Origin of the sequence: Streptomyces sp. NPDC057438, assembly GCF_042802995.1 — a bacterium.
In the GTDB taxonomy this organism is placed as follows: domain Bacteria; phylum Actinomycetota; class Actinomycetes; order Streptomycetales; family Streptomycetaceae; genus Streptomyces.
Genome location: NZ_JBHVDD010000083.1, coordinates 23,021 through 45,280, shown reverse-complemented (window position 1 = coordinate 45,280; position 22,260 = coordinate 23,021). Strand labels below are relative to the sequence as shown.

General features: G+C 69.5%; 19 protein-coding genes and 3 pseudogenes. 8 read left to right on the top strand and 14 right to left on the bottom strand.

The features are described from left to right. Positions 1 to 43: 43 nt before the first annotated feature. The 4 genes and pseudogenes from ACFU5F_RS33375 to ACFU5F_RS33360 all read left to right on the top strand — a co-directional run. Positions 44 to 772, top strand: a pseudogene (locus ACFU5F_RS33375) (hypothetical protein); the annotation flags it as partial. Continuing rightward, the gene (locus ACFU5F_RS33370) at positions 772 to 2,238 is read left to right on the top strand and encodes a hypothetical protein (RefSeq protein WP_383895508.1); all 1,467 of its coding nucleotides are present in this window, start codon (positions 772 to 774) and stop codon (positions 2,236 to 2,238) included. The pseudogene ACFU5F_RS33375 and the gene ACFU5F_RS33370, both read left to right, overlap by 1 nt. 125 nt (positions 2,239 to 2,363) lie before the next feature. Next, positions 2,364 to 2,924 (top strand): RDD family protein, encoded by a 561-nt coding sequence (locus tag ACFU5F_RS33365; protein ID WP_230218042.1) that lies wholly within the window; start codon positions 2,364 to 2,366, stop codon positions 2,922 to 2,924. Positions 2,925 to 3,114: 190 nt separating this feature from the next. Next, complete coding sequence (locus ACFU5F_RS33360; protein ID WP_383895506.1) at positions 3,115 to 3,558, top strand: hypothetical protein; 444 nt, start codon at positions 3,115 to 3,117, stop codon at positions 3,556 to 3,558. 152 nt (positions 3,559 to 3,710) lie between these two features. On the opposite strand, the gene ACFU5F_RS33355 is transcribed toward ACFU5F_RS33360, so the two are convergent. From ACFU5F_RS33355 to ACFU5F_RS33340, 4 genes are all read right to left on the bottom strand, one after another. Beyond that, positions 3,711 to 4,946 (bottom strand): DNA cytosine methyltransferase, encoded by a 1,236-nt coding sequence (locus tag ACFU5F_RS33355; RefSeq protein WP_383895504.1) that lies wholly within the window; start codon positions 4,944 to 4,946, stop codon positions 3,711 to 3,713. 1 nt (position 4,947) lies between these two features. Then, on the bottom strand, positions 4,948 to 5,667 hold the full coding sequence (locus ACFU5F_RS33350; RefSeq protein WP_383895502.1) for a phosphoadenosine phosphosulfate reductase: 720 nt from the start codon (positions 5,665 to 5,667) through the stop codon (positions 4,948 to 4,950). Continuing rightward, complete coding sequence (locus ACFU5F_RS33345; protein WP_383895499.1) at positions 5,664 to 6,029, bottom strand: hypothetical protein; 366 nt, start codon at positions 6,027 to 6,029, stop codon at positions 5,664 to 5,666. The genes ACFU5F_RS33350 and ACFU5F_RS33345 overlap by 4 nt, the downstream gene beginning before the upstream one ends. Positions 6,030 to 6,116: 87 nt before the next feature. Beyond that, positions 6,117 to 6,968, bottom strand: a complete 852-nt coding sequence (locus ACFU5F_RS33340) for a hypothetical protein (RefSeq protein ID WP_383895496.1) — start codon at positions 6,966 to 6,968, stop codon at positions 6,117 to 6,119. Between the two features lie 329 nt (positions 6,969 to 7,297). Between ACFU5F_RS33340 and ACFU5F_RS33335 the strand changes: the two genes are divergently transcribed. Beyond that, positions 7,298 to 7,672, top strand: coding sequence for a DUF6573 family protein (locus tag ACFU5F_RS33335; protein ID WP_383895494.1), 375 nt, complete (start codon positions 7,298 to 7,300; stop codon positions 7,670 to 7,672). Between the two features lie 159 nt (positions 7,673 to 7,831). Here the strand turns inward: ACFU5F_RS33335 and ACFU5F_RS33330 are convergent, their stop codons facing one another. The 4 genes from ACFU5F_RS33330 to ACFU5F_RS33315 all read right to left on the bottom strand — a co-directional run bounded on the left by ACFU5F_RS33330 (position 7,832) and on the right by ACFU5F_RS33315 (position 10,736). Further along, positions 7,832 to 8,092, bottom strand: a complete 261-nt coding sequence (locus tag ACFU5F_RS33330) for a hypothetical protein (protein WP_383895491.1) — start codon at positions 8,090 to 8,092, stop codon at positions 7,832 to 7,834. Between the two features lie 30 nt (positions 8,093 to 8,122). Next, a complete protein-coding gene (locus tag ACFU5F_RS33325; RefSeq protein WP_383895488.1) occupies positions 8,123 to 9,049 on the bottom strand; it encodes a hypothetical protein in 927 nt (308 codons plus the stop codon). Positions 9,050 to 9,276: 227 nt separating this feature from the next. Then, positions 9,277 to 10,482: a hypothetical protein gene (locus ACFU5F_RS33320; protein ID WP_383895485.1), complete on the bottom strand. Its 1,206-nt coding sequence runs from the start codon at positions 10,480 to 10,482 to the stop codon at positions 9,277 to 9,279. Next, positions 10,479 to 10,736, bottom strand: coding sequence for a hypothetical protein (locus tag ACFU5F_RS33315; protein ID WP_383895482.1), 258 nt, complete (start codon positions 10,734 to 10,736; stop codon positions 10,479 to 10,481). Before ACFU5F_RS33315 ends, ACFU5F_RS33320 begins: the two co-directional genes overlap by 4 nt. 480 nt (positions 10,737 to 11,216) lie before the next feature. Between ACFU5F_RS33315 and ACFU5F_RS33310 the strand changes: the two genes are divergently transcribed. After that, complete coding sequence (locus tag ACFU5F_RS33310; RefSeq protein ID WP_383895479.1) at positions 11,217 to 11,576, top strand: hypothetical protein; 360 nt, start codon at positions 11,217 to 11,219, stop codon at positions 11,574 to 11,576. Between the two features lie 282 nt (positions 11,577 to 11,858). Beyond that, positions 11,859 to 12,458 (top strand): tetratricopeptide repeat protein, encoded by a 600-nt coding sequence (locus ACFU5F_RS33305; protein ID WP_383895475.1) that lies wholly within the window; start codon positions 11,859 to 11,861, stop codon positions 12,456 to 12,458. A gap of 237 nt (positions 12,459 to 12,695) precedes the next feature. Here the strand turns inward: ACFU5F_RS33305 and ACFU5F_RS33300 are convergent, their stop codons facing one another. Together ACFU5F_RS33300 and ACFU5F_RS33295 are read right to left on the bottom strand one after the other, a co-directional pair. Beyond that, entirely contained in the window at positions 12,696 to 12,875 is a 180-nt protein-coding gene (locus ACFU5F_RS33300; protein ID WP_383895472.1) for a hypothetical protein, read from the bottom strand. A gap of 58 nt (positions 12,876 to 12,933) precedes the next feature. Continuing rightward, a pseudogene (locus ACFU5F_RS33295) lies at positions 12,934 to 13,100 on the bottom strand (cation transporter); the annotation flags it as partial. Positions 13,101 to 13,346: 246 nt separating this feature from the next. Between ACFU5F_RS33295 and ACFU5F_RS33290 the strand changes: the two are divergent. Then, a complete protein-coding gene (locus ACFU5F_RS33290; protein WP_030044230.1) occupies positions 13,347 to 13,817 on the top strand; it encodes a hypothetical protein in 471 nt (156 codons plus the stop codon). A 26-nt stretch (positions 13,818 to 13,843) separates the two neighbouring features. Here ACFU5F_RS33290 and ACFU5F_RS33285 read toward each other — a convergent pair whose 3' ends face one another. The 4 genes and pseudogenes from ACFU5F_RS33285 to ACFU5F_RS33270 all read right to left on the bottom strand — a co-directional run bounded on the left by ACFU5F_RS33285 (position 13,844) and on the right by ACFU5F_RS33270 (position 22,232). Then, positions 13,844 to 18,232 carry a hypothetical protein gene (locus ACFU5F_RS33285; protein ID WP_383895469.1) on the bottom strand — a complete coding sequence of 1,463 codons (4,389 nt, stop codon included), beginning with the start codon at positions 18,230 to 18,232 and terminating at the stop codon, positions 13,844 to 13,846. Next, positions 18,229 to 19,365 carry an ATP-binding protein gene (locus tag ACFU5F_RS33280; RefSeq protein WP_051870214.1) on the bottom strand — a complete coding sequence of 379 codons (1,137 nt, stop codon included), beginning with the start codon at positions 19,363 to 19,365 and terminating at the stop codon, positions 18,229 to 18,231. Before ACFU5F_RS33280 ends, ACFU5F_RS33285 begins: the two co-directional genes overlap by 4 nt. Positions 19,366 to 19,584: 219 nt before the next feature. Further along, a pseudogene (locus tag ACFU5F_RS33275) lies at positions 19,585 to 19,846 on the bottom strand (ArsR/SmtB family transcription factor); the annotation flags it as partial. Positions 19,847 to 19,928: 82 nt separating this feature from the next. Continuing rightward, positions 19,929 to 22,232, bottom strand: a complete 2,304-nt coding sequence (locus ACFU5F_RS33270) for a hypothetical protein (RefSeq protein ID WP_383895466.1) — start codon at positions 22,230 to 22,232, stop codon at positions 19,929 to 19,931. Positions 22,233 to 22,260: the final 28 nt, after the last annotated feature.

The following is a 22,260-nucleotide window of genomic DNA, read 5'->3' as shown; positions in this document are numbered from 1 at the left end:
TACGAGCGCAAGGCCGAACACTTCCTGGCCTTCACCGCCATCGCCTGCACCCTCATTTGCTACCGCCGACTCACCAAATGAGACGACGTCTAAGAACACCATCAGTAAGAAGACCAACAAGCAGAAGACCAGACCCCTCCGTCCGTGCGGCGAAGCGCCGCCGGCACGTGGACGGACGGACCAGCCGAACACGCCGGCATCCCTGCCGACCGTGCCCGCGGCGGATGAGATGCACCCAGGGATCCAGCTGCTGCTCGAACTCGCGGCGGCCAGGCCCGAACTGCTGCTGACCGGGCAGGCGCTGACCGATCAAGGCCGCGTCGTGACGGTGATGCTGGAGTCCGGCTGGAGCCGCGAGCAACTGCTTCACGTCATCGCCGCCCGGCCCCTGCCCCACCCAGTGCGGACCACGGTCGGCGCGATCATCGCTGCCCGCCTTCGAGCCGCCCAGGCCTACCCCCCGCCCGCCATCGCGGCCGACCACCACGACGAGCCCACGGGGGACGACTCGCCGCCGCGTCCGAGCAGCTCCTCGGCCTCGCGCTCCGTGAGTGAGGCCCTCACCTACCGCGCCCTCGTCGAATGCGCCGGCTGCGGCGTGCCCGGCACCGCCCCCGGCGAGGACCTCTGCCCGGCCTGCCTCGGCTGGCCGCCGTGCCGCACCTGCCCGGGGCCCACTCCCCGGCGCGCCCACCCCGACGGCGAAGGCCGCTGCACGACCTGCACGTCCGCCCTGGCCGCAATCACCGACCTTCTGGAGGAGAGCACCTGATGACGCACACGCTCCACACACCGCCCCAGAGGCAACACCGGCAGCCGCTGCGGCCCTTCGCCGGGCTTCCCCACCGGTGGGAAGAAGAACGATCCCGCGCGCTGGACACCGGACACATCTACCGCGAGACCGTCTGCACCATCTCCTGCGAGCCAGTCCTCGTCCACGAACGCACCGGGTGGGGATGGCTCACCTGGACCGTGCCCGCAGACGGCTCGCTGCCCGAGCGGCCTCACCGAGTGGGCGTGCTCCCTCCGGACGCGACACTGACCCAGCGGCTGGCCGTGCGCTGGCTGACCCGGCGGCCCGCCCACCACATCGCCCTGACCACGGCGAGCCACGCGTCCGTACGGCTGTCCACGGCCGCCGTCGCGGCCGTCAGCCTGTTCGCCGCCCTGCTCGCCATGAGCCTGGGCGTGGCCGCCGACGTCGTGCTGCCGGCGGCGCTGCTCGCCCCACTGCTCACCGAGCACCTGCCCGGCCGACTCGACCACCGGGCATACGGACACGTCCGCAGCGTCGAGGACGGTGCTGCCAGCCACTACCTCCACCGCCTCGCCTCCCTGCACACCCACCTCGTCCAGGCCGCCGCCGACAACGACCACCACGAACTACACCGCTCGGCGGAGATCGGCCAGAACCTGCTCTGGGACGCCGCAGGACTGCTCCAGTCCACCGACACCCGCTCCGCCTCCGCCGAACTCATCGACCGTGAACGGCTGATGGTCCGCCTCGCCGACCACGCGGACCAGGCCCTCAAACGCACGCGCACCCAGGCCTGCTCCCACGCAGCAGACGCGCCCAGCCGACCGGCTCGCCCTTTGGGGCCATACCCGCCCGGCACCGCTCGCCCGGCACGGCCAGGACCTCGACGACCGCCAAGCACCGCACCGCTGAAGGGATACCGCCCCATGCCCCAGCCCCAGACCGACAACGCGGACCCCACCGCAGACGTCTACCTGCTCTTCGCGCACGAGCCGTACTACCCCGGCCCCGGCAGCCGGGAGGTCAACACCACCGTCGTCGCCGCCGGCTCGCTGCTCCACCGCCGGGTGCGCCAGCCCGACGGCGCCCGGATCCACGCCCTTCTCACCCACCGCCGGCCGGCGGGAGAGATCGTCCCGCTGGCCACCCTCACCCACGAGGTGGACGGCGGCGACGGCTGGCCGAGGGTCGGCGACTGGCAGCGTGTCACCACCGACCTGGTACGCCTCGTCCGCACGGACGGCTGCGACGCCCTGAGCCTGGGCCTGCCGGACATCGCGCGCGCCCTGATGTGCACCGGACCCCACGGCCACGTCCGCACGCTCAATCCCGCGTCCGGCGAACGCGTCGACCACGGACCGACGCAGCGCGACGAAGTCCTGACCCAGATCGACGCCGTCCTCACCAGCCTGGTGGCCGAGCGCGACCTGTGGCCCGGAGACAACCTGCTGCCCGCCCTGACCGACGACGAAGCCCGCTGATGTTCGGCTACGAACCGCGCGCCGTGTGGGCCGACCTTCGCCGACTGCTCCACCGACAGACGACCACCGACTCCGCACACGCGGGCCGACCGCGAACCGTGCAGACGCACCCCCTGGAGGGAACCATGGCTGACCAGCCGCACCACACCCATCACCCGGCCGACCCCACTCCGCCGCCCTACGCACAGTTCCGCCCGTACCCGGGACCGGCATACGGGTACGCCATGCCGTTCGCACCGGCCACCGAGCCGGCCGGGCTGGCCGGGCTCGGAGCGCGCTTCGGCGCCCGGCTGCTCGACGTGATCCTCTGGTACGCCCTCTACTTCATCCCGGCCATCCCGGTCATGACGTGGATCGACGGGGGTGGCGGAACCACCGCGCGAACGGTGTTGCTTGCCTGGCTCGCCGTCTCCTTCGTCCTCTACTTCCCCTTCGCCGTCTGGAAGTTCGGCGCGACCCTGGGCAAGCGGGTGTGCGGGGTACGGATCGTGCGCCGGGAAACGGCTCACCCGGTGGGATTCTGGCGCGCACTCGGCCGGGAGCTGTTCTGGCTGATCGCGTTCATCATCCCGGTCCTCAGCCTGCTCAACCCCCTGTGGTGCTGCTGGGACAAGCCCTACCGGCAGTGCCTCCACGACAAGACCGCCGACACCATGGTCACAAACTCATCCGGACGTACGGAATGAGGCGGCTCCGAGTTCCGGCTCCTCACTGCTGCACCGCCCCGGCAACGGGCGGCCCGGCCGGGCGCGGCGGAGGCACGATCACCACATGACAACCGGCTTTCGAACACCCTCATTCGCTCACGGGAGTCCTCCCCGTGGTTGGATTCGCGGGCGTCGGATCATTCACGACGGGAAACGAGGAACGGGGACCATGCGAAGGACGCTTCAGGGCGCGGCCGCGCTCGCCACGGCCGTACTGCTGCTCACCGGATGCGGCAGCGACAGCGATTCCGCCGACGCCGGCGCGGAGGGTGACAAGGCCTCGGCGTCGCCGAGCACACCGCCGAAGAAGGAATCGGGCCAAGCCCATGAGGTCACCCTGCAAGTCAGCGGTGAGGGGACGACACGGGTCATGTACCACGCGGCGACCGACGGGTTCGAGGACCAGACGCTGCCGTGGACGAAGACGGAGACGGTCGAACTCACCGAAGCCCACCAGGAGGTGGGGTACCTGGTCTCCGTGATCCCGGGCACGGTGACCGACGCCGACGGACTGCTGCAGTTCGCACCGTGCGTGATCAAGGTGGACGGCAAGCAGGTCGCGGACAACAACGGCGGCAAGAGCACCAAGGGCTGCAGCTACACAATCAAGTAGCCGACCGGAGGGCGCCCGGCCGTCCCACAGCCCGCCGCTCACGGCCTGCAACACCACCTGATGCACGCGGCGCGGCGCCCCAGGAAATTACCTGGGGCGCCGCACGTTTTGCTGACTGCCGTGCACGAGACACGCTCACCTGAACGGTGCCATCACGGCGGCATGATTTTCATGGTTTCCAGCGCCGCCCAGGTGGCGACGGTGACGGGGACGGCGTTGCCGACCTGAGACTTGATCTCGGATGGCTTTCCGGCGAAGCGATGGCGTTCGGGGAAGCCCTGGGCGCTGGCGTTCTCCTCGACCGTCAGCGACCGGTATTCGCAGTCGTCGACGAGGAGGCTCTCGGTGGGGCGTACGAAGTAGTGGTGGGCGCCGCCCTGGGCGGTGATGGTGCCGATCGGGTCGTCGAGCGAGGACGCGGTGCAATGGTTTCGCAGGGTGACGATGAACGGCTGACCGCTGTACGTCGCGATGCCGGCCGCGACCCGGGCGCGGGTTGCCTTCCCGTACGCCTCGTTGCGGTCCTGGCGGCCGTCGCCGAACCGGTGCCCGCGCACGCTCTTGTTGATGACGCTGCCGATTCCGCGGGTCACCGGTTCGACGCGCTGGTGGCATCGCTCGGTGGGGCACACGTAGTAGTACGACGTTTTGGCCCTGGAGGTGCCGCTCCTCGCCATCCTGTGCAGGTACGAACCGATACGGCGTCCGCGGCCGCTGGTGTGGCCCGGCCAGAACTGGACGCCCTTGACCGGGCCGCACTCCCGGCAGATGGACTGCGGGCGGGGGCGCAGGTCGGGCACTTTGCCGATGTCCTTGCGGACCATCACCCACACGAGCCGGTCGCGGTACTGGGGGAGCGGGCCGAGGACGCCGTCAGGGGTCTCGACAGTTATGTGCGCGGAGTTGACGGACGTGAACTCCGGGTAGTAGCCGAGGGCGTCCCACACGTGCAACCAGGCGTTGAACAGAGGACGGTTTCCGGTGGCGAAGCGGGGCACGTTCTCGCCGGCGTAGACGAGGGGCTTGTGCACCTCGGTGTAGCGCACGGGTTCCCAGGCGGTGATGCGGGTCTGTTCCCAACAGGCGGACTCGTCGTTGTCGGTCGAGTCGGCGCTGAGCTCGACCTGGACACGGACCTGGCTGTTGCCGCCAGCAGGGGCGGATTCCCAGCAGATCGGCGAGCCGCCCAGGACATCGGCGTAGGGCAGGGTGCGCATGTCGATCGTCTGGATGGCGGCTTCGCGCACATAGATGTTGGGCCAGTTCAGGCGCGCCGTCGCCACGCTCGCCGCATCGTGGTTGGCACCGAACCGCGGGTCGAATCCGGCGTTGGCGAAGCCGCGCATGTCGCCGCAGCCTCCGTTGAACAGGAAACCGGTGGTGTACACGTCACGCCTCCTGGTCCGGCCCGGCAGACGCGCAGCCGTCGCAGCTGCCGGGCAGGGCGTCTGCCCCGGGTACGGGTCGGACGTAGCGGGCACGCTTGGCAGGCTTCTTCAGCGCGGCCTGGACGGCGTTCTCCAGAGCGTCGAACTCGGGTCCCTCGTCCTCGGTGACCACCCCCGGATCGGGTGCTCCGGGCCGGGCAGCTCGCTCGATCAACTCCGCCATGCTGGTGTTGGGGTTGAAGGGGACCCCGCGTACCCGCTCGACGAGCGCGTACAGCTCCGCCAGCCGCGGCCGGCGCCGCACGGCGAGCAGCAGGTCTCGCCGGTTGGCGAGGACACACAGCGAGCAGGAGCAGCGGCTGGAACCCTTCCAATCTCCCGCCCCGGGGTGGGAGTCGTAGCACCACTGGTGAGGAAGACCCTGCTCGTCTGTCCAGTCCTTGACCTCCTGGGTGGTCACCTGGTGGGCGGGGGACCACTCATGTACGACACGGGCCGTGTTGTCCGTCGTTGTCCGCAGCGCGGGCCGCTTCTTGCGGTCCGGGCTCTCGTCCGCCCTGATCCCCAGGACGTTCGCGCAGACCACCGGACGGCCGAGCTCCTTCTTGCGGGCCCGGACCATGGAGCTGAAAGCGCCGTAGATGAGACCGGTCTTCCAGTCGCTCCGGCAGGGGAGCACCCCCTTCCACGGCCAGTCACCGCGCTCGGCGATATAGGTCACAGGTCGTAGGGGACGCGCTCGCCCTGCAGCTCGTGGGTCCGGCGGACCTCGATGTGCCGCTCGGGAGGCACCCCCAGGGCCCGGCTGTGAAGGGCCGCCAGTTCGCTGCTGCCGGGGTAGCGGACGCCGTCGACGGTGACGGCGGGCCACTCCAGCGGGCCGAGACTGGCGTGGATGGTGTAGACCCGGTCTTCGACGCCGACGGCACGCGCGGCGTCCAGGGCCACGGCGGCGGCGCGGGGGCCGTCCTTCCCGCCGGAGAGATTGAGGATGTAGATGTCGACCTCGTCCGGGACGAGGTCCGGCATGAGGTCGGCTACCGGTTCGGTGGGGAACAGACCGAGCTGCAGATCGCGGCTCATGAGGACGTCTCCTTGCGAGCTGAGTTGGTGGCCTGTCGGCCGGGCGTTGCCGCGCCCGGCCGACAGAGTGAGGATCGAACTGGCGCCTCAGGCGTGGGGCTGCCGGGGCTTGTCCCGGAGGACGGGCCCACCGCCGTGCTTGCGGGCGCACTTGAGTACCGCGTCCGCCAGAGCCGCGGTGTTCGCGGCACGGGTCAGGCCCGGGCGGGAGCGATAGACCTCGGCGACGGCGTTGTTCGCGTCGCCCCACACGGCGAGCCAGCCGCCGAGTGCGCCGACCGCGTGCTGGGAGCCGGCCTCGCGCCCGTCGGCGGCCGCGGGGCTGATGGTGATCTCCGAGCCGTCGGCCAAGCGGACACGCAGACACGTCCCGGTGCGCCCGTGGACGGGGGCCCCGCACAGGCCTTCCGTTTCCAGCTGGCCCATGAGCGAGGCGGTGAAGTCGTCGGGCAGGTCGGCGAGCTGGATCTCACGGGTGAGGTGAGTGAGCGTGATGTCGAGGACCCGGAGGGTGGAGACGTCGACGTGGACGGCCTGGGCGCGGTCCTGGGTGCTGACGGTCCAGTTGTAGAAGCGGCGGACGTCGTCGCCGGTGCGCAGAACGGCCGGGCCGAACCCGGTCAGGGAACCGTCCTCACGAGCGCGGGTGAACCTGAAGAACCGCTTCACCTCGTGCGCGTCGGCCGGGAGACCCGGCAGCGGCGTTGGTTCGCCCTCGCCCGGCAGGTCCTCGAGGGTGGTGATCGTGCGGGCCTGAACGAGTGTGCGCTCGGTCAGTTCCATACGGGCCGTCGACGGCTTCGCGGTCCAGAAGTTGTACTGCTGGCGAACGGCCGATGCGTGCAGGCCGGTCGATAGGTGCGAGGACCCGTACGTGTCGTGGACAGCCACCGTCCAGTAAACGGTGCGCTGTTGGGGAATGAGAGGCAATGTGATCAAGGCTGCTCCTGAGTCGCTGGTGACCGTTCCAGGTTGCCGCCTGAAACGTAAAATCAATTATACACTCTTCCGGGGGTGGTGCAGCCCCCTTTAGGGAAGGCTGCGCAGGTCACAGCCCCGCTCACGCCGCGGCCGCGAGCCCGTGATCCTCCGGCTGGTTGCCGGGGGAACCGATCGGCGCGTACGTGGAACCGCGAGACCTGTGAGGCGCTGGGGTTGTGACTGGGCACGGTGTAGTCACTCGAACGAGGGACAGCGGTCGTGGGGCAAGGACGGCAAGCTCAACAGGACGCTGGACAGGCGAGAGTTGATGGATCGGGGCATTTGGCATGGATGATGAATACGGGCCCGAGGTTTTCTCCTACACGCGGGCAGAGGCCTTCGAGGACGGCACCTTCATCGAGGTCCCGCCCGCGGCGGCCTCGGCCGCTGGCATCGAGATGCCGCTGATCATCACTGCAGGCGCGCGGCAGGAATTCGTGGCAGGCAACGATGGTGGCGAGGCTGGGCGGCTGGGGACGGTGCTGTCCGCGGTGGCAAGGGCTGTCGAAGCCTCGCCCGCGGACGAGATCTGTTTCGTGGTGCCAGCCGGGGAATTGCCGTCCGGGCAGGAGCCCACTGGCGCCGACCGGCTCATCGCCATCACGGAGCCCGGCGATTCGGGCGAGCCCGTCATGACCTTGATGCTCCCCGACGAGATGTGACCGCGAGCTACCTGCCCAGCCTGCTTCCGTGTTCGGCGATCGTCCTGACGGCGGCCGTCGGGCGCCCGCCTGAGCCGGGAGGCAGCGCGGCGCAGCGTGTGGGAGCGAGGCACCCGGTGTTCGATCGTCGTATCGCGGATCGTGGGCAAGCGCTGTCGGCTACAGCGCGGGCAGGGGGTCGGCGGGGTCGTCGACGCCCAGGAGGAGCACGTGGTGCCCGACGGCCTCGGTGCTGCCGGCGGTGACCTTCTCGACGTCGAGGCGCAGCCGGATGCGCCCGGCGCCTTCGCCGTTGGCCGCGAGGTCGCGTTCCAGTTCGTCGTCGAGGCGGTCCGCCGCGGCCTCGGCCGCGGCGTAGTCGGCCAGGCCCCAGGCGAGGAGCCGGCGGGTGGCGGTGTCGCGGAGCTGATAGCTGGGCATGGGGGATCGTCCTCCGGCTGGTGGGAGCGTTCAGGTGGTGGGGTCGGTGAGCCGGCGGGCCGCGTTCACCGCGCGCGACCAGACGTCGGGGCTGCCGCCGTGCTCGCGGGCGAGGGAGGCGGCAAGCCCCCGGACGTCGCCGCGCTCGCGCAGGGCGGCCAGGGCGACGGCCGCCCGCCGGTCGGCTTCCGTGCGGGGCGGTGCGGTCGCCGGGCGGTGCTCGAGGGCGTTGCGCACGACCCACTCCCAGGACCTTTGCGGCCCCCCGTGCTGCACGCTGAGTTCCGCAGCCAGGCCCGGGCGGTAGCCGTCGCGCTCGATCGCCTCGGCGGCGAACCGCTCGGCGAGCTGCGTGGCGGTGAGCGGCTCACCGCCGGCGTGGGCGCTCAGCTCGGCCGCGAGGACCTCCTCGAGGGCGGAAGGCCGACCGACGGGCGCCTCGGGCTGCGGTCCCGGACGGCGGCCGGCCTTGCCGAGCTTCTCCCCGGTGCGCTTCTTGTCGAAGTCCTGCAGGTCGCCGACGCGGAAGGCCTGGATCATGCGGCCGGTGGGACCCTCGACCTCGCCGACGGAGTCCGGGAAGTAGCCGGGGTTCGCCTGCTGGTACTTGCGGATCGTCGAGGCCCCGGCGAAGCCCAGCAGCTCGGCGGCCTTGTTGATGGAGACGACGGTCTCCGGGGTGAGCTCGTGCAGCTCGGGGTCGGCCTTGAGGACCTTGCTCGCCTTCTCCTCCTGGAACCACGCGTAGAAGTCCCGGAACTGCTGCTCGTCGTAGAAGTCGGTCCCCTCGATCCGCTCCTTCTCCGGGTGACGGTGCTCCTTGGGCTGTTCGTCGCGCACCTTGTACCAGCGGGCCGCGGTCCCGACGCTGGCGCCGGTGAGCTCGCGGATCCAGTCGCGGTTCACCACGGCGCGGCCGCCGACGAGGCGACGCTGCGGGTTCAGGGCCTTGGTCATTGCACTCTCCGGTTCTGGCTGCGGCCCTATACTGAGGGCCTGCTCCTCTTTGTTCCTTCGGTGCTCACGCGCCGGCGGGCAAGTCGAGTTGGTGAAGGTGGTCGGCGGGACGTTCGGCCGGGGTTGCCGCCCTGGGTCGACACCCTCGTAAGAGGGTGCCTTCCGCCGCCCACCGCTTTTTGCCGCTGCGTTCGCATAATCAATATGACGCTCTTGGTGGGTGGCTGTCAATCTCGCCGGCCCACCCCCCGCCACGAATGTGCCCTCCATTCCCGTTCGAAGCGCGGCACCTGCTTGTCCCGGACGTGATGGGGAGCCGTCACCATCAGCTCCTCGACCGTCGGCAGCTCCGCCTCCCGGCGCCGGATCCACGTCCGCACCCGCCCGTAGCGCTCGTCGACCTCGACGGGGTAGCCGTGCCGCTCCGAGACGGTGCGCAGCCTCCGGCCCAGAGCGGAGGCGCGGCCCACGTGGACCTGCTCCACCGAGCGCATCGGCCGCCCGCGCCGGGTGGGGTCCGCCTTCGCGACCGGCAGGATCCTCCGCACGTGATACAGCGCCCACGGGCAGGTGAGCTCCTCCTCGAACGCGGCGAGGACGGGGCGGTCCGCGGGCCGGCCGGGGTCGAACTGCTCCAGCAGGCTGCGCCGGCCGAACAGCTTCGCCTGGGGGTTGAGGCTGACGGAGGTGTACTCCAGGCGCAGCACGCGTCCGGCGATCTCCGGGTGGGCGCGCATCCGGTCCAGGTGGTCAGCCATGGCGCCCATCGAGACCGGGAAACAGCAGAAGCTGCAGTAACTCTTTTCCCACCGCACGCCGAACCGCTCGTACAGGAACGCTTCGCACCGATCACGCCCCCACCCCCAGTCGATCAAGGGATACACGCCCTGGCGCAGCGGATTCTTGCTCGCCGCCTCGTCCCGACGACTGCGGACGGCCTCGTCGGCGTTGAACCCCATCACCTGCCGAAACGGCCGGTCGCCGATTCCCAGGGCGATCAGCGCGTCACCGACCTCGCCCTTGGCATGCAGGCTGCAGAGCCGAATGCCGCCCTGCTGGGGAACCGTGCCGCCCGCCTCGTACTCGTCCCACAGCGCCCAGGGCCCGCGGTCGATGATCCGCTCGGGCTGCCGGGAGTCGTCCATGACCGCGATCTCCAACGCACGGCTGGCACGGGCGACTTGAACGAGCCGGACCCGGTGCTCGCGAAGGAGCGGCAGCACGAACTCCTCGGCGTGGGCGCGGGTGGCCGGCCACTCGTCCCCGGTGAGCTGGTGCATGACCAGGGTGCGGGCCAGGTCGACTCCGTGAGCGGCCGGGTCCTCCAGTATCTTCACCAGGTACGCGGTCGAGTCGACCGCCAGTCCCCAGTTGATGACCAGCTCGATGCCCTCGAAGCCGAGGCCGGCTGCGGCGCGGGATGCGGCGTTCATGCGGCCGCACCCCCTTGGTCGGCCTTCGGGTACGGGTAGGAGGTGACGGCGAGGCGGCGGCCGGTGCGCGGTCCGATGTAGGCGGCGTAGCGGTGGTGGCCGCCGTGGTGTACGCCCTGCGCGCCGACGGTGTGCAGGGCCTCCTCCAGCCACGCCCGGCCGGGCTCGCCCGGGTCACGGGGGCGAGCGCCGAGGGCGACCAGGCGCCGCTCGACCCCGCTGCGGCCGCGCTCGTTGTTGCGGACCTTGGACATCGCGCGGTCGGAAGCGCGCGGGTTCGCAGAATCCCGGATGCGGACGGGCTGGAACCCGCACGGGACCTGCGGTTTCGGTGAGATCCGCGTACGAGTACTGCTTGCTTGAAGGGGCGCTCCCCCTCCTGCTGGTCTGATTCGCCTGTCAGCCGAAGCCGACGCCGCTTGTCTGGCAGCGGGTGGAGGTGAGTGCCGGGCGCGATGGGGGTGGGGAGCTAAGGCAAGGAGGAGACCGTGCGCATCGGGGACGTCGACATCGTTCCGATCTTGGTGAGCGTGGGTTCGATTGCGACGTCTCGGTGGGCCCGAGGACGGGGCGGCCTTCATCGCCTGGGCAAGAACGGTGGTGCTGGCGCTGGGCCGCGGTGGGCCAGGAGCACGCCGTTCTCCGCCAATGGGAGGAATTGCCAGTAGCTCGGGATTAGCCGTCGCCGCTGTGGTGGAACGCGTGACGAATCGGGCAAGAAATGGTAGGCGTCGATGCTGGTGTGGCAGTTCGCGCTCCTGGGGGCAATCGGAGGCTTCCTAGTCGAGGTCCTTTCGGTCTTCGGTTCGTTCGCAACCTGGCAGGCCGCCCGGCGCACACCAACAGGCAAGCTGAAGAGCAATCCTCCCAGGCTGTCCGTCTACATCGATGTCGCGGCCCACACTTGGATCGCACTGTTCCGGTCAGGCCTGGGTGCAGGAGCAGCTGCCTTGTTCGGAGCTGGCGGTCAGATTACCGGCACATTCGTCTCAGTCGCGTTGGGCTTCTCCGCACCGTCGGTGCTGGCGCAGCTCGGATCCATTCCCCAGGTGGCAGCTGCCATCACGGGTCAGTCTGCACCGGAATCTGAGTGAGAATTCGCGATGAAACGTGCCTCGCTCGTCCGCCGGGTCGCTGCTGGAATCCTCAACGTGCAGGTACAGCCCGCAACCGCCCCTCAGCCTTCTGACCTCGCCAACTGTTCCCTGGCACGCCGCGTCCTTGCAGGCCTCATTGGAGTGAGCCTTCCCGCTCGTCCTGTTCCGGCCGCTCCCCGTGGCTACAGGTATGCCGTTGTCAGAGCAAGTGTTGGAAGCGTAGGACCCGGCGCAACCGTTGAGGCTGGAGGGCTCGCCGTCGGGCGAGACATCCACATCGTGACGGGTGACCGGCGCCCTGGCATCGAGCACTACCGACACGTAGTCGAGGGCCTTCAGCTGACGAAGGGCCGGAGCCACCCTGAGACCCTACGCGCCCGTCTCAACCTCGCGGAAGCCCTACTCGCGGACCACTACCATTCCGAGGCGATGATGCACCTAGAGCAGCTTGTCGCCGACTCTGTGCCGGTGTGGGGTCCTGATCATCCCGACACGCTCCTCGCTCGCCACACCCTTGCCGTCGCCTACGGGCGGGTCGCACGAATCGAGGACGGCATCGAGGTCGAGGGGGACGTTCTGAATGACGCCGAGCGTGTGCTCGGTCCCGATCACCCGGACACCGTCCAGAGTCGTGCTGGGCTGGCGTGGCTACTGGTACAGCGGGGCCGTATCCGCATGCCCGGGGATGCAAGGGGTGCTTTGAGGGACGGGCTATCGGCCATCCGCATAGTCCACTCTCGGGTTGGGGCTCACCCCGAGCCGTTCCGGCCCGTGTTGCGGCAGGCGTACCTGCTCGCTGCCGACGCCGCCGACCACAACCGCTGGCCTGAGCTTGCCGCAGCCCTCCGCGAGCGGGCCGACGCAACTGAGGCCTCTTGAGGTGTCGCCACGGGCCGTCTTCGTGCGGGGTGCAGGCCCGGTGGAAGCCGAGCTCGGGGGACCAGCACCACGGGTTGTGCTTGCAAGTGATCCGGAAGTCGAGATCGTCCTGGAGACGGTAGCCCAGGTGCGGGCAGTGCTCCTCGTGCCGGTGTGGAGCTGGTATGTGGGCGCGTGGGGCGGGAAAGCGGCCGTCGGTGCCGCGCCGGCGTGGAGCGGGCACGGAAATGGGCGCAGTCATTGGCGCAGGGCGAGCACGCTGACCACCATGGCGACCGCGAGGCCGGCGTTCTTGCTGGTCGTGATCGCGGTGAGGTAGCCGGCCGTGACCGCTGCCGGTATGACGAGGAGCGGCAGTGCCCACAGCGCGGTGCGGTGCTGGTTGCGTCGCTCGGCGGCGCGGATGGAGTCGGCCATGGCCTGGGCGCTCGCCCCGGCGCCGGTTCGGCGGCGAGCTCGCCTGGTGGGCATCCCGTTCGAGGCCAAAACCGATCAGCGCGGTGGAGGAGACGATCGTGCCGACGGTGATGGCGACGACGGCCTCGATGACGTTGTAGGTGTTGGTGGCGCGACCAGCAGCCGTATGCGCTTGGCAAGCGCGTCACGGCGGGCCGGGGACGGGCCGAGGGATATCGCGGTCATCAGCAGCAGCCCTTCGTGGCGGCGTCCGGGCAGGTCTGGTCGGACTCCACGGCGACCACGGCGGCGATCGACAACGATCGGCGCTCCCCGGGGTCGGCCTGTCGCAGGCGAGGCGGCTGGCCTGCCCATGCCCGAGGTGTCAGCCAAGGCAGAGGATGGGTAGGTGCGTTGTACGGGAAGGGAGCCCTGCCGATGCTGCTCAGCCAGGCGCCTTTGATCACCGATTGGCTGAGTGCTGTCGGGCAAGTGGCAGGCGCCATCGGAACGTTCGCGGCGGTGGCTGTGGCGCTGCGGCTCGCTGTCAAGGACAACAGAAGACTGGCGTCGGAGCTCCGCGACCGGGAGGCGTCGACGGCCCGTCTGGTCTCCGCCACGATACGGCGTGGCTTGGGCCTGACCTTCCTTGAGATCCGCAACGACAGCAACGAGGCGATCCACGATCTGGACGTGCGGGTGACGGGCGCCGGAGCCCTTCGAGTGACCGGTCAGAACGTCGAGGAACGCAACGGACGTTTCGTCCCAGCTGGCCCGGGATCGGCGACGGAGAGCGTACGGGCTCTCAGGCCCGGTGAGGTGCGACGGCTCGTCGTCGAGGCCGCCGACGAGGCCCAGACCGTCGACCTGCCGGCCTCGGCCGCGGTCTGCTTCACAGACTCAGCGGGCCTGCGCTGGCTGCGGACCGCGCACGAACCGCCACGGCGCTGGCTCGGTGACTGAGGGTCCTGTCCGGCGGGACCCAGGCGTCACGGCCACCGCCACTGGTCGCAAACCTGTCGGATGATCCGCGCCAGCGCCAGCTGCTCGGAGCTATCGAGGAAACCGGTGAGCGCCGCCATCTCACCCGACAGGGCACGCAAGAACTGTGTGCGTGGCTGCGTGGAGAGTTCGGACAGGCGCAGGGACACAGCGGTAAGCAGAGCAACCGCCTCCCCGCCGTCCTCGCCGTCCGCGTGCAGGCAGTCGGACAGTCTCATACCGGCCCGGCCGAACATGAGCAGCGCCTGATACCGGGCCTTCGGCGTCGACAGCCGGGCTGGCAAGTCAGACAGCCGCTTGCGATCCCGCGCCTCCTTTCCGATCCGCACAGCGAGGGTCATCAGTTTCAGCAGCGCCTCGTCGTCACCAGCGGCACCAGCTTTCCCGGCCTGGTCGAGGATGATGTCGAACGTGCGGTCCGCGCCCAGATGTCCCGTCATCAGCAAGGCCGCTGCTCCCACCGAGGAGGGCGTGTCGAACGACGCGACGTTCTCTTCGGCCGGCGCGATGGTGTCCGTTCCCGCGTCGCGCAGCGCGTCCTGGGCACGCCAGAGCACCCACAGCCGGGCAAACCGGGACTCCAACGACTGGACCTCAGCGTGGACGAGCCGGGCGGTTGTCTCGTCGGCCACTGGCAGCAGCACGGCGAGCCCTTCGGCCCGTTCGGGCTCGGGAAAGTCGCGGAGCAGCAGCACTGCCCGCATGACGTCGTCCTGCGGCAGATATGGCGCCAACTGCGCCAGGAAGCGGACACGTGACGTCATGAAATGGACGGACGAACGGAACCGTTCGCCCCTGAGCTGGCTGCCGATCAGCTGTGCCACTACCGACCTGCTGTTCTCCTCGTACCGGGGGTGCGGGCGCAGAAAGCCGCCCCAGTCCTGGTAGATCTCCTCCAGGAACTCGGCCTCGACAGCTGCCGCGGACCGGCTCTCGGCCTCGGGGAGCGCGGCCACCACGTCGAGGAACACTCCCCGTTCCGCGCCGGGCAGATGCTCGACGACCTGGGTGAGCGCGGCCAAGTCGTCCTCGCCAAGACGGGGCGCGTGATCGACGAGTTGCCGGACCGAAGCGGTCAGTACGTCGGTGTGGAACTTCTCGGGCAGGACCTCCGAGAGCCGCGACAAGGCGTGGATCCGACTGAGGACCGGAGAAGCCAGCAGCATCTCCCTCAGGACGTCGTTGCGCAGGCGCCGCGCGAAGGGGCTTAGGATCCAGTCGGCCATCCGCCGCCTCGCCTCTGCCTGGGGCAGGCCGTCCGAGCTCTCCTGCCCGAGCCGTGACAGGTGGTCCTCGCCGGTCAGCCGACGGTACTCGGCCAAGTCGTGTGGGTCGAGGGATCGTTGGCGAGCCTCATCGAGGAAGGGTTCGCTCAGGTCCGGGAACCGCGGCGCGACGAACTCCGCGAGCTCCGCCTGCCGCTCCACGGTGTGACGATCCGCATGGGGGAGCAGGTCGATCAGCAGATCGATACGCGCCGGGTCCTCGGTGACGTAACCGTATGCATCTGCCAGCGCCGCCCCGGTGAGGAGCGGCACGTTCACCTCGTCCCTCTCCTGCAGGTGGTTCAGGACGGCCGCTCCGAGCCACGCGCACGGACCGGAGGCGGAGAAACCCATGGCCACCTCTGCCGCGACCGCGCGGCGCGCGCCGTCCAGCCGGTCCACCACCGCGGCGATGATCTCCGCGGATTGCACCTGCCGGTGCATCAGGAAAACCGCGGGCTCTTCCATGGAGACGACCTGCTCGACTTCGCGTGGCGGTGCGGAGTCATCCAGCTGCAGGTAGCCCCGATAACACTCGACGGTGTGGTCGAAGAGCAGACGGGCCAGTGCGGCGTCGGCCGTCTTCGCCAGTGTGCGGAAGAGGGGCTCGCGCGCAAGATAGGGCAGGCCCTTCGCGTAGTCGAAGGCACGGCGCGCGTCGGACGGTGACAACGCCGGGGCCAGTGCGTGCACCACGGCCGCACGCAGGAACTCGGTGGTCCAGTCGCGTCCCCATGCCTCACTGGAGCCGCCTGTGAAGCGTTCCGGGAGCTCCATGGCGGAATCCAGGGCCTGACCTGCCATGGCCGCGTCGAGGGACTCCGCGCAGGTAACCAGGGCGACAGCGCGCCAACTGTAGGTGCCGAACGCATTCACGGCCGGCAGCTTCAGGATCTCCTCGAACAGCGCCGCGGGAACCGTCTGGTCACGGCCGGCGTGCCGACACAGCCCGCACAGGGCGTCCGTCCGGTTGTTGACGCTCAACCGCCTCACCGCTGCCAGCACTTCGGGGCTCGCTATCACGGCTGCGGCGTTGTGGTCGTTCCCGCCCGGGGAGTTCAGAAGCGCGTCGGCGTAAGCCCAGCCGTCCTCGATGCCGTCCGCCGCAGCGACAGCCATCTCCTCGATGACTGCCCTTTCAGTCGCGTCGGCCGGACAGCCGGCGGCGATCTCGCGCAGCGCCCACACCTGTTCGCGCGAGTCGCCCGGTCGCCAGCTCAGGGCAAGGACTCGTTCGATCGTCTCCCTGGGGAGACGGGTTGCCAGGATGTTTAAGCCCCGGTTGCGTACCGGTGTGCTGCGCACGGACAACAAAGCGTCCGCCAAGCGGACGGCACCCCTCGTGTCGAGGTGGTCGACGACCGTTTCCAGGGCGGCCAAGAGCGGGACGTCCCGGACCTCTGCCTCGTGCGACTGGAACAGACCGCTGGCGTGGTTGCGTTCCGGCTCCGTCGGCAGGCCGAGTACGAAGTCCACGACGGGTGTCAGGTCTGCCGCCGTGATCAGTTCGGTGTCCACACTGGTCCAGGCGCTCCGCATGCCGCCCGCTCGATGCGCCGAGTCGAGCGCGTGGCGCAGCAACCCGCCCATCGTGCGTCCGGCCAATTCAGGGTCCAGCTGCTCATTCCGCACGGCGTTGTCGAGACTGAGCAACTGCACGTCCAGGAGCCCGTCGTCGAACACGGCGGGAATGAACTCGTCAACAGTTTCTGCAGGCTTGCCGCTCAGCGCCACGGACATCGCGGCGACGAACGGGGCCGCGGAGCGCATGACCGCGTCCATCGCGAGGGACCCCGATTCGGCGGGCGTTTCCTCGTTCTGCTGCGGCGTCGGCACAATTGGGGGGAGCGGAGGTGCCGCGGGGAGGCCGGAGCCGCCCGTCGCCTTCAGGGCACCGAGGGCTCGCTGCACCCATCCGCTTTGTACCTCCTCCAGCGTGAGGTAGCCGATATGGTCTCTTTCGTCTTCCCACTGGGGACCCTCCTTCGACAAACTGCTGCGCAACAGAACCTGCCACTGCCACCACAGGCGGTCCTGGTCCCGGCGCCAGAGCGGGGACGTGTAGCACGCCGCCTGCACGTACGCCGGCGGCTCCCAGGGGACGCCCGCCTCGTGCAAGCCCGCGGCACAGCTCGCCGAGAACGCCGACCATTCCTCGGCCGACGTCGCACTCCCCACACACGACGCGAACGCGGCCGGCAGGTCGTCGGGGGACGGGTACGCGGGCAGGAACTCCGCAGCCGTGGCCAAGGCCGCCAACACCCGGGGCCTGCGTCTGTAGTCGCCGTACGTCACTTCCGTGAGATCGGCTGTCGCGACGTCCTGAAGGGTGGTGGCGGTGTCGAGCGGGTCCGCATACTCCGCCTGGGCGTTCCGGCTGATGCGGTCCGCTTCTTCGAGGAGCGTGTCGACGGCTCTCTTCACCAGGGCTGGTCGTCGTGCCTCGGGGACTTCCGCCATCATCTTGACGACGGCGACCGCACTGAGGACGCCCGGCCCGGAGCCGCGTCCACGCAGGGCGAAGCGTCCGAGCGGCTCCATGCGGCACAGCGCGAGCCGGTCCGCCACGGCACCTCGATCGGGTGGGCCGAGGAGGGGGATGCCGCACAGCAATTCGGCCGTCGGCATCTGGTCGGGGCGGACGAAGGCGAGGGCGGTGAGTGCCCGCTGTACCGAGGTGCGGCCTTCGGTATCCATGCTCGACCGCAGCAGGGAGACGTAGGCTGAAGCCTGCCGGTTGCGGTCGGCATACCGCTCGATCGCCGAAGTGATGTCTTCTCCCTGCCATGCCCCGGAGCGGACAGCGCCGTGCAGGACGCCCTCGGGGATGTCGGTCGACGAGGTGAGGGCCGACCGGATCATGCAGAGGCGCACCAGCCGCAGTACGGATTCACCGGCCGGCGCACTTCCCCGAGCGATGTCCCGGTCGAGGCTGTCGAAGGCGAGGGTGAGGTCCGACGCGTACCCCGCCCAACCCTGTTTCGGGTCGCGGAGGTGCAGCAGCAGCCATCGGTCGGACTCGAACACCTGGTAGACGCGCCGCGATTGCCCCGCACCGTGGAGGAGGGCGACCATCCTGCTCAGGGCCAGGGTCTCCAGCTCATGAGTCATGTGTCCTCGGTGTCCCCCATCATGTGCTGCCACAGCAGTTCAGCGATGGCCGCACGGACGTTGGTGAGGTCCATGCCGGCGTTGGCGACCACGTCGTGACGGTGCAGAAAGTCACGGAAACTGGCGTGGTAGAGGCTGTACTTGGCCGGTGAGGTCGATACGTCCCGGTGCAGGAACGGCAGCCACTGGGTCAGACACTGCTGCACGGACGCCGGTGACACCCGTGTCGTGACGGGAGCCAGGATCGAGGAGATGATCCACGCCGGCAGCGGAGCCTCCGCCTCGCACAAGACATACAGAATCCACGCGTTCACCGTTGGTGCCTCGGCAGCGGTCATGCCCATCGACTGCCAGTGCATCCGGTAGTAGTTCTCAAGACCCTGAGGCAACTCCCGCAGAAATCGGTCCAGATCGAGGCCGGGCGACCGCGCGATATCTATGAGCGTGTAATAGAGATACATGAAGTTGCCCTCGCTCATCTCACTGAGCCGGGCTACCACCTCGCCTGCGCTGAGGTGAGATTCCTCCACGCGGCGGGCAAGAGCGCCCTGGGACAACCGGTTCTCCAGGTGACACCGCACGTCGGCCATGGTCTCGGCGTGGAAGTCCTTTAAATCGATCTTCTGGAACGGGCCGTCGACGTGCAGCGCAGTCTCGTTGCGGCGCGTTGTCAGCACGAGATAGGTGCCCTTGTCCAGAATCCCCGGAAGGTACAACGGGTTCGCCGCGCCGGGGGGCGCCTCCGCCTCGTCGAGAGCGTCCACCGCGACCACCAGCGGAATTCCGTCCGGCAGTATCGCCCTGACCTCGCTGAGCATCCGAGGTACCGCCTCACCGCCGTCTGCACCGCCGGCCCCATGGGTGCCGTAGCGTGCCACGAACTGCTCGGACAGACTCTTCACGAAGTGCCCAGCCGTGTTGAGCCCCTGGGCACGCAGATTGAAGTGTCCGACACAGTGGGTCCGGCGTATGTACTCGGCGAGAATGGCGGTCTTACCGGCTCCGGGATCGCCTTCGAGGACCAGGAACCCGCGGTCGTGGTCCTCGAGGAACTTATCCACGGCGGTGAAGACGTAGTCGCGGCCGACGAAGCCGGTCGTCTTGGTCCTGATGATGTCCGCGGCAGCGACCATCCCGCCCCCGTTCGCTGAGTGAGCGCCGCCCCCCAGCTTGGGTGGTGAAAACGCGCCGACGCAAGAGGTGGACGTGTTCACGTTGGGGCCGGGGTGGGGTGTTGGCCGGGGCCTGCGCGGTGGCAGCCCCCGCAGCTGCTCGACTTGCCTTACTTGCCTTCACCTATCGTACGACGCTGACCTGCTAACTAGCTTGACAACCCTAAATAATCATCGGTGGTCCAGGGCGTGGCTGAGGCGTTCGTCGGCGAGCTCGTAGCGGGTGCGGCGCTCGTCCGGCGCGGTGACGACGAGACCACAGTCGCGCAGGCAGGCCAGGTGGTTCGACAGCCGGGTCCGGGACACGCCGAGCGCGTCGGCGAGGTCGGCCGGGTACGCTGGCGCCTTACACAGGGCGAGCAGGATGCGGCAGCGGATCGGCGGCGGCGAGCGCGCGGCCAAAGCGGGCCAGCACGTCGATGTCGGAGGCAACGATCAGCACCCGGCGACAGTACATCCGAATCTGAATTCAAGGATTGAACTGTCGATATGGTCGGTCCGCCCCGCAGCCGAGGGCGCAGACGTCACCGGGGAAGCTTGGCGGTTCGTTCGGGGTGGGCGGCGGTGACGTAGCGCATGGCGGTCTTCTCGGCGATGCCGAACAGGCGCATCAGCCTGAGCGGGTCGGCGCTTTCGGCTGCTTCGTTGAGGATGCGGTCTTGTCTCAAGCCGCTCAGTGTCAGCCCGCGGGGAAGGGCCCCGCTCAGGGTGCCGGTGCTGACGGCCGGGTGGTCGGGATCGACCGCGCTCTTCTGGCTGACCAGCAGGTGAGGGTTGGACGAAGCCGGCCAGCGCTGGTGGCGGTAGGTCGTCCAGTCGGCGGCGAGCTGGTGGGTGAGCTCCTCCAGGTAGAGGGTGTGCCGCAGCAGACCGCGCCGGACTTCGAGGGTGCCCCGGGAGAGATCTAGGTCCGTGGTGTGCAGGGTCTGGATCTCCTTGCCGGGCAGCGCGTGGACGGCGGCAAGGGCCACGACGAGGCGGCCGAGCGGCGTCGTCGCCTGGTCGAGCAGCCCCATCAGGAGGTCGGAGGGGATGGACTTTGGGATGCTCTTGATGTCGCCGACCCGCAGGTCCCGGGCGGGGTTGCGGAAGATCACACGTTCATGCTTCAGCGCGCGGAAGAGGCTGCGCAGGGCAGTGGCCAGCCCTCGGCGGGCATAGCCGGACGCCCCGTCCACGGCCTCCTCCACCTGGTCCTTGGTGATCTCCCTCAGCGAGGTGACGCCGACGGTCGTGGTCCAGGTGGTGAGGGCGGGCTGGAGGTTCGTGAGGTACCGGCGGATGCCGTCGTACCCGCGCGGCTCGCCCTCGCGAGGACCCTGCTCGCGCATGACCTTCACCCAGGCGCCCACTTGGCTCGCGACCGGCTCCGGCAGCGCGGCCAGGGCCGACTCGATCCACATCTGATCCGCGTCCCGGTGTAGGTCGGGGTCCGCCACCAGCAGACCGCGCATGCGCAGGAACTGGCAGACGGGCTTGGCCGCGAGGTTCGCGTCGATCCGAGCGAGGTCGTACACGTCGCGCTCGAAGACCGCAGCGTCGGCGCCGAGCCAGTACAGCAGGACAGCGAGTGTGCGGGTGTTCTTCTTGTAGTCCGGCCGCTGCCCCCGCCGTTCCCGGGCGAACTCCTCGACCAAGTGGCGAGCGGTCACGGTCAGCGGTGGCTCGCCCGCAGGCGTGCTCCGCAGCCGGGCCAGCACCGGGGCCCAGTCACGCCGGAGGGTGAACAGCGACTCCTGCCCGCGGCTCGTGTGCAGAGCAGGCCGCCGCTCGTCGTAGTCCGGCACCTCCGGCTCGCCCACTGGGAACGCCTCGAACGGCCCGCCCTTGCCGGTCGGCAGCGAGATCACCAACTGCGTGAACCACCGGGAGGCGGGGCGGGCTTCGTCGAGGAGACGGTAGGGGTGGCAGTTGCGGCATCGGTCGTCGCGCAGGGCAAGCCCGTCGCGACCGCAGCGGCAGCACCGGCCCCGCCCCGTCCGCTCCCGCCAATGCCGACACGGATCACAGACGAAGCCTGCCCGCCGACCGGCGGGAATCCACGCGTAGCAGTCCGCACACTGGCGCGGTGGCCGAGGCGGCAGCGGCGCCGGAGCGGTGATGTACGGAGTGCGGGCCAGCTGGTCGGAGATGGAGAACCGCATGGGCTTGTGGGCCTCGTCAAGGAGCCCAGCCCGCAGCAGGACCAGGCGGACCGCGTCCCCATTGCCCGGAAGATCTCGCAGCATCGCCTCGGGAAGCCGCTCGGCTCCCTCGGCCTCACGTACGGCCAGGGCGAGGCGGACCATCTCGGCGACCTTGCGGCGCCAGGCCGCGGTCAACCCGTGCTCGGCCTCGATCGCCTCGATCACCGGGCGGGCCTCCTCCCACCCGGCGACCGGCCGGCCGACGATCGCACTGACCGTGGCATCGCCCAGCACTCGGGGCACGGTGAAGAGCGGGATTTGCCCGCGGACCTGTGCCTTAAGCACCGGCGGGCCAGCGGGAGCAGCACGCTGCTTGCGGAGCTTGGTCCACCACTCCACCCCCGCCTTCGAACCGTTCTTGGTGGGCCGGCGCAGCGGCCGGGACGAGAGTGACCGGTCGCCGTACGTGCCGCCGACCGTGAGCTGCACCGGCCGCGGTCGCGCCTCCTCCAGGCCCAGTGCCCACTCGGCGTCATCCTCGGCCCGGATCGCAGAGAGGCACGGCTTGCACAGCCCATCCGTGTTGAGGTGTGCCTCGTGCCGGCACCGCGGGCACACCCCGCACTCGGGGTACTTCCTCACCCAGGGCCGGCACACGTCGCACACCCGGTACCAGTGCACCACCAGCCACCCCAGGCACACCGGGCAGCTCCGAGCCAGCCCTGCCCCG

Coding starts and splice junctions, on each gene's coding strand:
- ACFU5F_RS33370 (WP_383895508.1), top strand. CDS start 772: ATGACGCACACGCTCCACACACCGCCCCAGAGGCAACACCGGCAGCCG.
- ACFU5F_RS33365 (WP_230218042.1), top strand. CDS start 2,364: ATGGCTGACCAGCCGCACCACACCCATCACCCGGCCGACCCCACTCCG.
- ACFU5F_RS33360 (WP_383895506.1), top strand. CDS start 3,115: ATGCGAAGGACGCTTCAGGGCGCGGCCGCGCTCGCCACGGCCGTACTG.
- ACFU5F_RS33345 (WP_383895499.1), bottom strand. CDS start 6,029: ATGAGCCGCGATCTGCAGCTCGGTCTGTTCCCCACCGAACCGGTAGCC.
- ACFU5F_RS33335 (WP_383895494.1), top strand. CDS start 7,298: ATGGATGATGAATACGGGCCCGAGGTTTTCTCCTACACGCGGGCAGAG.
- ACFU5F_RS33330 (WP_383895491.1), bottom strand. CDS start 8,092: ATGCCCAGCTATCAGCTCCGCGACACCGCCACCCGCCGGCTCCTCGCC.
- ACFU5F_RS33325 (WP_383895488.1), bottom strand. CDS start 9,049: ATGACCAAGGCCCTGAACCCGCAGCGTCGCCTCGTCGGCGGCCGCGCC.
- ACFU5F_RS33320 (WP_383895485.1), bottom strand. CDS start 10,482: ATGAACGCCGCATCCCGCGCCGCAGCCGGCCTCGGCTTCGAGGGCATC.
- ACFU5F_RS33315 (WP_383895482.1), bottom strand. CDS start 10,736: ATGTCCAAGGTCCGCAACAACGAGCGCGGCCGCAGCGGGGTCGAGCGG.
- ACFU5F_RS33310 (WP_383895479.1), top strand. CDS start 11,217: ATGCTGGTGTGGCAGTTCGCGCTCCTGGGGGCAATCGGAGGCTTCCTA.
- ACFU5F_RS33300 (WP_383895472.1), bottom strand. CDS start 12,875: ATGGCCGACTCCATCCGCGCCGCCGAGCGACGCAACCAGCACCGCACC.
- ACFU5F_RS33285 (WP_383895469.1), bottom strand. CDS start 18,232: ATGACTCATGAGCTGGAGACCCTGGCCCTGAGCAGGATGGTCGCCCTC.
- ACFU5F_RS33280 (WP_051870214.1), bottom strand. CDS start 19,365: ATGGTCGCTGCCGCGGACATCATCAGGACCAAGACGACCGGCTTCGTC.